A 12,836-nucleotide genomic window follows, 5' to 3' on the forward strand; every position below is an offset into this window, starting at 1 on the left:
TACAACTTACTTTGATACAATCCTGAAGGTTGTACGACGGTTTAACTGATGTTCCTCTTCGCTGCAATTGCGTTTCACTTCCGTGCCCTCGCAAGCACAATCGTTTACCAGTTTGGTTTCACCATAGCCTTTTGCTTCCAAACGGGCAGAAGCAATGCCTTTGCTTATCAGGTAATCTACCACTGATTGTGCCCTGCGTTGAGACAATTGCTCGTTATATTCTTTTGAAGAGCGGCAATCGGTGTGTGAACCTATTTCGATACGGATTTTAGGATATTTGTTCAAAAGGGTGATTAATGAATCTATCACGGGTAGTGATTCTGGACGCAAATCAGCCTTGTCTAAATCGTAGTAAATACCTTTCAGGGTAAACTCGTCTTCAACGTTCATTTGATTCAAAAGCAGCTCTTGCACAAAGTTTTCGGACAGTTCTTTACCAACGGTAGATACCTGTTTGGCCTCACTGTCAAAGTAGTAATCTTCGGCTTTTGAAGCGAAGAAACCGTATGAGGTGTTCATCATCAAAGGAGACTCAAGCACACCTTCACCGTTTGCAGTAAACGATGCGGCACTGTCTTTATTAATTGTAAACTTAACAGTAGCATTAGGAATGGTTTTGCCTGTTTTGGCATCTCTCACCACAATTTTCAGCTTAAACTCAAGCGGTTTAAGGTAAAAACCGTAAATATCATCCTTGCCCCTGCCGCCTTCGCGGTTTGATGACAAGTATCCGTTTTGCTTATCATCAGAAACAGTGAACGAAAAATCATCTGCACCTGAGTTAATAGGCCACTTCATGTTCACGGGTTCTTCCCACGTGCCGCCGTTATTTTTGGCTGAGAAAACATCTAAACCGCCCATACCTACGTGACCGTTTGACGAGAAGTACAAAGTACCGTCGGCATGGATAAAGGGAAACATATCGTCTTTGTTGGTATTAATCACTGAACCTGCATTTACAGGAGCACTCCAGCTTTTACCACGCTTATCAAAAGTAGTAGCGTAAATATCCTTACCACCAAAACCACCGGGCAAATCGGCAGAGAAATACAAGGTTAAACCGTCTTGAGACACCGAAGGATGGCCGTAGTTAGTTAACGAATCATCGCAAAACGAAAGAGCCGAAACATCTTTAAACGCTTTGCCCGAAAGTGTAGCCTCGTATATTTTACAAGAATTTTCTGTACCCTCTACCCCGTTGCAAAGGGTAAAGTATATTTTAGAACCTGAGAACGCGCCTGTGGCTTCGTTGTAATCAAACACCAACCCTTCGGCGGGGTTTACTTTACCTATCGAGGGCAGTTGTTCCCCACGTTTAGCCCTTTTAAGTTCGGCACGGTAAATATCAACAAACTTATCTCCGGTACGGCCGTACACTCTTCTATTATCAGGGTTTTCACGGTCCGAAGAGAAAAACAAAGCATCGCCCCTATAGGCCACCACACCAAAATCAGAATTTTTAGTGTTTAAGCCCTTCATGTTTTCAACTACGTAGCGGGTTTGCTCCTTTTTCCATTCCATGCCTTTTACACAGCCCTCAATCTCGTGGTCGGCTTGGTCGCCAATACCTCCTTTTGCTTTGTACTCCTCAAATTTGGCTTTGGCTTCTTCGTAACGCTCGGCATTCTTCATTTCCATCGCCACAAACCAAAGCGCCTCTTTATTATCGGGGTCGTTTTTCAAGGTTTGGTTATACCAATATTCGGCATTTTTGTAGTCGTTTATCTTACGAAAACTCTCGGCAGCACCAAAAGCAGCTTCGGCTTTCAGCTCTTTATCTGTCAAACCAGCATACGCCTGCTTATACATGGATGAGCTAAGAAAGTACTCGCGGCTTTCAAAGGCTTTGTTAGCATCAGTAATGGTGGCTTTTCTGCTACAGCCGGCCATAACAGCCGCGCTCAGCGCAAAAACCAATAAAGGTTTTGTAATTAGTCTTATATTTTTCATAACCGTTTTTATCTAATCAGTGTAATGTTGCCTCTGGCAGTAACAATCTGGCCTGATGGCTTGTGGGCAAAAAACATATATACATACACGCCGTCAGGCAAGGGTTTGCCTTTGAAACTACCGTCCCATAAGGTGTTTTGGTCTTTGGCTTCAAACACCAACTCGCCCCAGCGGTCGTAAATCATAAAGTGTACTTCAGCCAGCTCATAAGGAGCAAAGTATTTGTACCAATCGTTCAAGAAATCACCACTTGGAGTAAATGCCGTGGGGAAATAGATGAAATCGGGCACTACAATTACTGTGCGGGCAGTGCTGTCTAGACAACCGGTAGCTGATTGTGCTGTGAGGCGTAGTTGGTACTCTCCCTCGTTACGGTATGTAATTTTGGGTAACGAATCGGTATAAGTGCGTCCGTCGGTGTTCCAAGAATATTTTACAGCACCGAAACTATTATTGGTAATGCCGATAAGTTCACCTGCATAAAAAGTATCTTTTTGCAGCGTAAAATCAGCATCAAACACTGAGTTATCTACCTCAACATCAATAGTATCTTCCCCACCCGGGCAACCCAACAAAGTAGATTTCACCCAAAACGATTCGTTTTTAGTCATTACCACATTAATGCTTGCGGTAGTTGCACCTGTGTTCCATAAAAAAGCATCTCCGCCGTTAGCGGTTAACGTAGTTTGCGAACCGAAACAAACCTTTGCAGGGCCTGCAATCTGTGGGTCGGGCGCAATTACTGATTCTACTTGCACACTATCGTAAAAAGTGCAGCCGTTTGCATCTGTACCGTACACCTTAAAGTATGCTGTAGCAGGCGGATAAGCGAGTGTTGAAGCCGACGAGGTATCGCTTAAAAAGGGCGAATATTCCCAAGTGTAGTTAATAGCTCCCGTGGCGGTTAGTGCAGTAGTATCTCCCTCGCAAATGGTTTTCTTCACTCCCGCATCAACAGAAGGCAAAGGCAGTATCGTAACCGTAACATTTTTAGTTACATCTGGGCATCCTGCACCTGCTTTTGCCACTACACTATACATAGTAGTGTTGATGGGCTGTGCAGTGGGTGATGCCAAGGTATCGTTATTAAGGCTGCCGGATGGCGACCATTTGTAGCTTTCACCACCGCTTACATTTAACTGCGTGCTGTTACCAAAACAAATGGATGTATCAGGGCTGATGGTAATAACAGGCTGTGCTTTCACCGCCACCACTACACTACTGTCTGTTTGGCAACCCAAAGTATCGTTTACAACCAGTTTTACATTGAATTTACCCGTATCAACAAATTGACGTTGGAAGTTACCACCCGAACCTTTAAGAGTATCGTTTATATGCCAGTTGCGTTGGGTAATAGCCCCTGCGGGCGAGCTGTTATCAGTAAAGGTTACCGTTCCGCCGGCACAAATTGTAAGGTTACTGGTGGTAAAGACTACTGCGGCACCGTTGATAATAGTAATGGAATCATCGGTAAAATAGGTAAGCGAGCAATTATTGCTATCGGTCAATATCAGCTTGGGTCTGAAAATACCGTTCACTTTATACACGTGCGTGGCAGTGTCTGTATTCAGGTAATCCAATTGTCCGTCGCCGTAATCCCAAGTGTATAGTACCGCATCGGTGCTACCGTTGGCTTTCAAATTAACCTTCAAAGGCTTGCAACCATCATTTGGTGTAAAACTAAATGTCCCGGTAGGTCCGCCTACAGTAATAAAATCTTGTTTAATAATGCTGTCGTAGCAACCGCCTATACTCTTCACCCGCACCGATACAGTGTATTTACCGGGCTTGTTATAGGTATGTGTCGGATTTTTTACTGCTGAGTAACTACTATCGCCAAAATCCCAATAGTATTCATTTACATCGTCGGTTTGGCTGATGGTAAACACCACGGCAAACGGAGGACAAAGTCCCTTGCTTTGATTTACGGAGAAATCAACCTGTGGTTTTACCACATTGATTGCTTTTTTAACTGTGATAGAATCCTCACAGCCGTCGTTCCTCCTCACTCGCAAAAACACATCGTATTTACCAGTATCGTTGTACACGTGCGAAGGATTGATAACATTAGAGGTATCTCCGTCGCCAAAACGCCAGTGATAACGGTTGTTCAACCCGCCAACGGTATAGTTTTGAAAACTTGCCGTAGTGCCCGCACACAACACATCGGGAACTACCATAAATACCGGTTTAGGAGGGGCGTACTCAATAACACGGGTAAGGCTGTGCGAACAACCTATTTTGTCTGACACGGTAAGAGTTACTAAGTAAGTACCCAATGCTGAAAATTTGTATTTTGGGTGACGAAGATTGCTGGTATCAGCGGGAGCTTTGCCTTTATCACCAAATTTCCACGTCCACTTTGAAAGACTATCGGTTTTGGTGGAAATATCAAAAAACGCCACCGAATCGGGAGGACATATCCTACCTACGGTTTTAAAATTAGCCCGAGGCCCTTTCACGTATATTTTCCGCGTTGCCGAAGCTGTACAACCGTCTTTATCGGTAGCGGTCAGTTTAGCATCGTACACCGCCGGAATGGTGTATTTATAAGAAGGTTTTTGAATGATGGCCGTGTCGCCGTCAAGGGCAGGGTCGCCAAAATCCCAAAACCATTTGCGGCTGCGGGTGGTGGTATCGTCAAAGTTTACGGTAAGAGGGGCACATCCTGTAGTATCAGAGAGTTTAAAGTTTGCTCTGAATTTTGGCCGCACCCGCACATCGTAAATCATTGAGTCTCTGCAACCCGTACGTACACTAAACAACCACAACTTCACAGGGTAATCACCGATTGCCGTGTAGGTATGTGTAGGTAATGAATCTACCGAGTAGTTACAATTTTTACCCACGTTCAACCCGTTTTTGGTATCGGTGGTACACTGCTGGTTACTGATTTTAAAAGCTTTGGGGTCGTTAAAAAACCACACCCTAACCACGGTATCACGAGGGTTTTTGTAGCGCGAAACATCAAAAAACCGAACTTGAGCAGGTGTATCACAATACAGCCCTTCCATATTGTCGGTTTGTATCCACGCCAACGGCGGGTCGATGTTGATGTATTGGGTAATGGTGGTGTCTTTTTGGCAAGTGCCGTTCCACAGGGTAAGTTTAATATCAAACGAATCGGGCAATTCAAGAATTTTAGCCCAATTGCTGTACAGATGTTGAGGGTTTACCTGCAATGTATCTTTAATACCGTCACCAAAATCCCACTCAAACTTGGTATAGTTTTGCGATTTATTGGTAAAGGTGATGCGCTTCTTCACGCACTCGTCCTGCTTATCAGCCTTAAAATCAGGAATGGGTTTGGTAAAAATACTTACCGTGTCCTGCCCTGTAGCTTTGCAACCATCGGGATAGGTAACCGTAAGCTTCACGATGTACTCTCCCTGATTAAAGAATTGCGAAGGTTTAGACTGTGTTGATGTATTACCGTCGGCAAAATCCCACGAAAAAGCCGTTGCCCCTGCGGGGTCGGTGGTATAATCAAATTTCACCGTTGCCGAATCGGCACATACCTGCCTTGGAGTAGGCTTTACCAATACTTCGGGTTTAAAATCAATGGTATCTGTTTGCGTAGCCCTGCAACCACCGGGAGTAATGGTGGTAAACTTGATTATAAAAGGGCCGTGTGAAGTATAGGCATGAATAATATTGCGTTGCGATGAAGTATCGCCGTCGCCAAACTCCCAAAACGAACCGTAACCCGCTGTATTGTTAGTAAACGTAACGTTAAACGGAGTTTTACAGTTCCGGCGGGGATTCATGGTGTAGTCCGTAACGGGCACATCATCAATCATTAGTTGCTTTTTAACTGTGTCGGCACAGCCGCCTGCAAAAGTTACTATCAGTTTCACAGTGCGCATTCCCGCGCTTGTGTAAGTATTTTGTGCGGGGCTACTGTTTGACGCGTTGCCATCACCAAAATCCCACAACACACTTTGCGGAGTGCCGCTGCCTGTAATAGTAAACGTTAGCGGAATATCTTTACACCCTTGCGCCGTTGAAGGGCTAAAATCAACCACATTATTACCGGCAGTAACAAAATTGCTTTTGGTTAGTGAGTCTTTACACCCTGTTACAGTATTAACAGCCACCAGCTTTACTGTATAATTGCCTGCGGCGGTATAACTTGCCGAAGGATCTGTTGCTGTAGAGGTGGTGTTATTGCCCAAATCCCAGCTATAGGCAAGGTTACTGCCTGTGGTTTGGTTGGTAAAGTTTACTTGTGCTGGTGTGATACACGAAGCGGGTTTATCCGCCGTGAAAGCCACCACAGGAGTCGGGTCTACCTGTATCGCTTTCTGAATTTCTTTGAATGACTCGCAGCCGTTGGCATCTTTAATGCGCAGGCTCACAGTCATTGCCCCTGCTACATGATAGGCATGCGAAGGGTCTTTTGTGGTACTTGTATTACCATCTCCTAAATCCCAAAAGTAATTGGTAATTGCAGCTCCATTACCACTCAAAGTGGATGTATTGGTTAGCGAAAACTGAGAATGCTGGCATCCAACGGCAGTATTCACCGTAAAATCGGCTTTGGGATTATCAAAAACAGTAATGTAAGCTGTTTTTGTAAGTGTGTTTGTACCACCGGGACCACTTACCGTAAGGCTCACGGTGTAAGTTCCGGGTGATGTATAGATAATAACGGGGTTTTGAAGTGTAGATGTGGCACTGTTGCCAAAGCTCCATTGCCAAGATGTGATATTACCCGTTGAGTTATCGGTAAATTTTATCAGTTTTGGAGAACAACCCGATGTAGCATCGGCAGTAAAAGCAGCAGTTACCTGCCCTTGCAGCTTTGTAGCTGCAAGGGTAAGCAATCCGCTTATCAGAACAATATATCTTAAAATTCCTATTTTCATTACGCGCTCAAAATCTCCCTCACTGTTGTTTTTTATTGTTTATCAATTTTCACCGTTTGGTTATAGCCATTGGTGCTAATGTTTACAAAGTAGATTCCGGCAGCCCAACCGCTCACATTTACAGCAGTTTCGCGGGCGTTTGTTTCACCTTTCCAAACCAATCTTCCTGTTGCATCGGTTACACTGATTACCGCTTGCTCTTCAGCAGGCAAGCTGATATTCAGTTCTCCTTGGCTAATAGGGTTAGGATACACTACTATCTGCGCACCGTTTACACTTTCGATACCTAAACCGGGGCCAACGGCTACGGTTTTTTGTACCTCAGTAGAGCAGGCCACGGCAGTATTACCGTTCCATACCTTCATGGTGATGGTTTTGGTACCTTGGCTTGCCCATTTAACATTGTGAGGACCAACACCTGATGCAGTTTGAGGTGTTGCATCGGTTCCAAAATCCCAGGTGTAATACTGAGCGGTTGTAGCGGTTTGTATCACAGTGGGCTGATTGGTCGCAACATACGATGCCGCTGTAAACGCAGCATTAACAGGAATTGTATAAACTGTTACCACCGCTGAAGCCTTAGGACTGTAGCACTTACCGTCGAACACGTTTGCATAGTAAGTACGGCTGGTGTTAAGTGCGGGTGTAGTGAATACTACACCGCTATCGGCTGATATGGTGGCAGTATTATCGTTGAACCAATATACTTTACCACTGCCGGTAGCATTTACCTGTGCCGAAGAACCTTCGCAAACGGCAGGTTGGGTAAGCGTTGGGGCAGCAGGCAAGGCAAGCACATCAACGGTAACGGGTACACGCTGGCTTTTGCAAGCTCCTTCAAAAGCTTCTAAGAAGTATGTAGTGGTAGCAAACAGGTTGGCGGTATTAAATCGCTCACCGGTAAAGAAAGGTATCGTTGTAGTACCGTCGATAAACCAACGGATGTCTTCGTTAGCTGTAGCTTTTACAACCGCAGGAGTGCCTGCACATACCTCAGCACCTACGCTGAAAGGATTTTGTATTTGTGCTCTTACAGCCACATCAACACGGGTGCGGGTACTTGGGCAACCGATTACTACTTTTTCTACATAGAAAGAAGTGTCTTTAGTAAGCGAGCTGCTTGTTAATACATCGCCGGTGAATAGTGCGGTGGTTGCATTTACATCGTTATACCAATTGTGTGTTCCGTTAGTATCGGCTGCTAATTGCACCGATTGGTTGTAGCACAATTGGGTAGTACCGCTTACAAAAGGAGCAACCGGTATTGCATTTATTTTAACCGGATAAGCCACGCGGTTGCTTATACAACCGATGTTTTTCACCTCAGCATAAAACACAGTATCAATAAAAATTACACCCGCATTAACGGTATTGCCAATGGCAAAAGGCTTTTCATCGTTCATAGCTGCAAACCATCGGATAGAACCGTTTCCGGTGGCAGTAAGGTTTGCGGTATTGCCATTACATACGTTTAACGTAGTAAATGCAGGAGCAGCAGGAATGGTACAAGCAGAATCCACACCAATGGTAAATACGATATAGTTATTCAACACGTCGGATTGAACACCGTTGGTATTTGCAGTCCTGCGCACAGGGCCTTCACTTACCCAACGGGTGCCGTTCCAGCTTACTACACGAATGTTCAACGCATCAACACCTGTAATGGCCGAGTTTGTTGTGAAAGGCACTTCAACACGACCTTCAACTGTATTTGAAGTGCTTATTTTCCAGTATTCGTTGGCTTTCACCGCAGCTAGGCCTTCGCCACGCTTAGCCGTATCAAAACCGTTGTTGTTTGGTGTATTGCCTACATACTCCAGCGTTACCCAAGTATTTGCATTATCAGCAGTATAATTTACAGGAGCATAAATTGCTTTACCTACGGGCAATTGCACTGTTTCAGCGCTATCCACCCAAACTTTCACAGGGCCGTTAATGTAGCTTGCGGCTGAATAACCATCAATCACACCATTGCCGTTAATAGTAAGTAAGTTGCTTGGGCTTGTGGTAATATTACCTGCCCCAATAAATAATGTATCGGCAATAGTTAGGTTATCGGTCAACACCAAGCCACTGTTGTTGCTCACTTTTACTGTGCGGGCAACGTTGCCGTTAAGGCTACCGCTGTTTTGCACAGCAGTACCATTAAATACATAATTGGCAGGCTGAATGGTTTTAGCACCTGTATTGGCAAACAAACCACTTACACCTTGCGAGTGTGCAGTGATAATTGTTGCGTTACTTTCAATAATAGTAGCGGCATTGCCTGTGAAACCGTTAGCGAAACCGTTTAATTGGCCGGCCACACGAATACCATTATTAGCAGTAGTTGTGATGGCTTTGTTATTTAACAATTCGGTTTGACTTGAAGCAGCTATTTGGAATATAGCTGCGGCACTGTTCACCTGTATCGAACCTGTACCGCTCAGTTGAGCCACATCCGTAATACGAGTTTTAGCAGAATTAACTATAACAAGGTCTCCTGCGCCGGTAATACCGTTACGCAAACCTCTCTCGCCGTTACCACCAATGGTTAATGTTGTATTGTTATCTATTGCAAGCAAGCCGTTTATTACCAACGGGCTGTTTGCATTCATGGCTGAACCGGGGAATGTGTTGTTTTGTGCTATCCTAAAAATGGCTACTTCGTTAGCAGCCGAATTAGGGAACATCACAGCAGGACTGATGGTGTTTGCAATAGTGGTATTGTGTACATATAATGCGCTGTCTTCAAACCTGATATTGGTGTTTCCTGCCCAATCGGCAGCATCACCAAATGAGGCAAGCTCAATTACACCGCCCTTTTTCACTGCAATGCTTGCAGGCGCAGCAATATCTATACCGCCAATTGATTGGCCGTTGTTGTGCAACAAGGTTCCTTCAACAGTTATATCATCACCAAAAGCATCATTAACAGCAAGTTTGAACGGCGCTACCGATGGGGTTACCAATACAGCACCCTTTTCAATAGTAAGTTCATCCACCGTATTTGCAGCGGCCGAAATGCCGTTCATTTTCACGGTATCGCCGTTGCTGATGGTTACAAAACCGTGTTCGCTGCAGTTGGGAGTATCCGTAGCGGCAACCCAATTAGTACCGAAGTCGGTGGTTTGTTCCCATACCGAAATATCCGACCAGTTACCTGATTTTACTGAACGGAACCACACAGGCAACAACACATTAAAAGGATTACTGATGACACTGTCTAAACCTGCCGAGCGGGCAATAAGTGTAGCACCCGTGGTGGGTACGTCAAATATCAGTTTGGTAAACTCTGCTACCGCTTTGGTAGGTATCACACCCACCGCATTCAGGGCAGAAAAATTAAAGGCCGTACCGTTTGCTTCCAGTGTTATACCACGTCCTGCATTATCTATATTACCTTCCGCATCAAGGGTTTGCACAGTTACAAAAGGATACATAATGCTACCACGCGCAACGTTTACAGGTTGTTTCACAAACGCCAAACGGCTGGCAGTAATATCAATTTTGTTATCGTTATACAGCGTTGAGCTGGTAGCACCGCCAGCATTTGTAGCCGCAAGCAATGAACCAGTAGCACCTACAGTGGCCGAAGTAATAGTAAATGTTACACGATGTCCGTCGGTTACTGTACCTTTAAACGTTACGTGCAATGAAAAACGAACCGAATCATTATCATTGGCAACCAGGTTTATATTGGTAAACTGTATGATTGAACCTACTGTGGTTACCTCGGCAATTTTGACACCGTTGGCTACCAACGCAGCTTTTCCAATGGCGTATGAGTTGCCCACGCTAAAGGTAAGTGCTGAAAGTGTAGTAGGCTCAAAATCGTTATCAGGGCTTCCGCCGCCATCACGTAAACGAAGGCTGAATACCTCTAGTGAATTTGTAGCAGTAATAACACCGGTATCTTTATACGTAAGGTGCTGAATATTTTGCGGGTAAATGAATGAACCGTCAACAGCTATATCTGAGCGTTTAGAGTTTTCAACCACATACCTGCTGCTTTTACCATTTATCATGCCGGAAGCCATTGCTATAAGGGTATCGGTTGGCATAGCCTTAAAGAACCTTACGGTATCAAAAGCAGCCAAACCGCTCACAGCATTTACAACGCGTGGCGAAGCAATAAGTGCATTACCGATAGATGAAACTGAAATAGCACCGGTATAATCAATATCACGGCTACCGAAAGTATCTAAAGCTACTACCTGCTGCTGAGTAATGAATGCACCCGCCTCAATTGGTGTAGGCATGGTGGTTAAGAAACTTAGCTTGGTAGCAAGTACTTCAATGCTGTTTTTAAGCGTATCCGAAAGAGTGCTGAAATTATAGGTTTGTGAACTTTCTATCACCCCTTTTACAACCACATCGGCAGAATCTATTTTGAAATGGAAACGGCTGTTATCAGTCAATACGGTTTTACGTAGCGATAACCTTACCGACATTGGCCTGTAGTTGTTGTCTTGAGCAACCACATTTATCGAGTTGAAAGTAATCGTGTTAGTACCTATTAAACCTTGCCTGATAAGAGCACCTGTGCTGTCATCAAATAATCCTACCGATTGTATTGCGGTAGACCAGCTTGCAACGGTATTTTTTGCACCGGGTCTTACCACTAATGAGGTAATCTGGGTAGGCAAATCATCCATATCATTAAGGGTTGAGCCCCCGTCTTTCAATTGTATTCTCCATGCCAAAACACCTTTGGTAGTATCGCTTACCGTGGCATCATTCATCAAACTTGATATAGTTACCACACCCGTGCCTGCAACACCCTCAACAGCTGAACTGTACGACGGTGGATATCCCCATGTACTATCCGTAGCAGTAGGCACAGGAGTCGCAGTTTTGTAATTGCGGGTTTCGTTATTGGTAAGATTATAGTTGTAAGGAAATAATGTGTAATAGTAACGGGTACCTTGCACCAACCCTGTAATGGTAGTAGTGATAGTGGCGTTGCTTGTAAACACCCCTACTACTTGCCCATCACCAATAAATTGTCCGTTGGTATAAGCAGTAGCATCGTTGGGAATTCCCGTAGGAGCCAAACGGGCACGTTGCAAAATTATGTAGCCTTTAGCATCGGGCACTTGTGTCCAATCTAACTTAATGCTGTTCTTAGATTGAGTTGTAGCCGTAAATGTTAAAGGATAGGCTGAAGGTTCAGCTGAGAGGGTAAAAAAAGAAGTCTCGGTAGTGTAAACCGTTTTGCTGGCATCAGTAACAAACCCCTTGTAATAAATCCTTGTGCCTGTAGGCAAACCTGTAACTGTGGTATCAAACACACCGTCGGTTCCCGATACGTTTACTTGGGTTACACCTGAACCGCCTTTAAGCGGGTTAGCGGTTAACGACCAAACAATGCCACGTTCAAGAACAGTTGCTGGGCCGGCCAATACTACCTCGGCACCTAAATCGGCTTTGGCAGTATCAATATTTTTAACAGTAGGATTGGTAATGTATATGCTTTTTGTACCCTTTACCGACATGCTGTAGATAGCATACAAAGCCGCTTGACCTGTACCGTTTCCTGTAGAGGTATATTGAAAAGCGATATATCCTTTTCCGGTTTGGCTACCAATATTTATGGTATAATTAGAACCGGCTGTGTAGCTGGCCAAAGTTGACCAAGTGGCTGAATAGGGGCTTCCTGAACCTGAATAGTTGGTTGAAAGTCTAACGTTTAATGAACCACCGCTATAGTTTGAGCCCATTGATAATGAGATATACTCATTTAAGAACTCATCAAAATTCAATTCGGGGGTTATCAACCAATCATCGGCTGCACCGCTGCAACTTTGCGATGAGTGGTTATTTTGCAAAATACCACCACCGCAACGCCAAGTACAACCACCGTCAACGTTTTGGATAGACCATCCCGCAGGAGGTGCAGCACAACTTGTATTGAAGTCGTACGAAATCATTACATCGTTTTGTGCTTTTACCAATGCAGGCAGCAACAATACTATTGCAGCTACACAAAGGTTAAAGGCACTTTGAAACAATTTATTTTTCATTTTTAATCCGTTG

Annotated in this window: 3 protein-coding genes; all 3 read right to left on the reverse strand. The window is 44.5% G+C overall.

What is annotated here, in order from left to right:
• Nucleotides 1-6: 6 nt before the first annotated feature.
• From F9K23_10950 to F9K23_10960, 3 genes are read right to left on the reverse strand one after another with little or no spacing between them, the layout of a single operon-like run.
• Nucleotides 7-1,950, reverse strand: coding sequence for an OmpA family protein (locus tag F9K23_10950; GenBank protein ID KAB2915358.1), 1,944 nt, complete (start codon nt 1,948-1,950; stop codon nt 7-9).
• 8 nt (nt 1,951-1,958) lie between these two features.
• Nucleotides 1,959-6,818 carry a PKD domain-containing protein gene (locus F9K23_10955; GenBank protein KAB2915359.1) on the reverse strand — a complete coding sequence of 1,620 codons (4,860 nt, stop codon included), beginning with the start codon at nt 6,816-6,818 and terminating at the stop codon, nt 1,959-1,961.
• A gap of 32 nt (nt 6,819-6,850) precedes the next feature.
• Nucleotides 6,851-12,823 carry a T9SS type A sorting domain-containing protein gene (locus F9K23_10960; GenBank protein KAB2915360.1) on the reverse strand — a complete coding sequence of 1,991 codons (5,973 nt, stop codon included), beginning with the start codon at nt 12,821-12,823 and terminating at the stop codon, nt 6,851-6,853.
• Between the last annotated feature and the right edge of the window lie 13 nt (nt 12,824-12,836).

This window comes from Bacteroidota bacterium (assembly GCA_008933805.1).
GTDB lineage: Bacteria > Bacteroidota > Bacteroidia > UBA8524 > UBA8524 > SB11.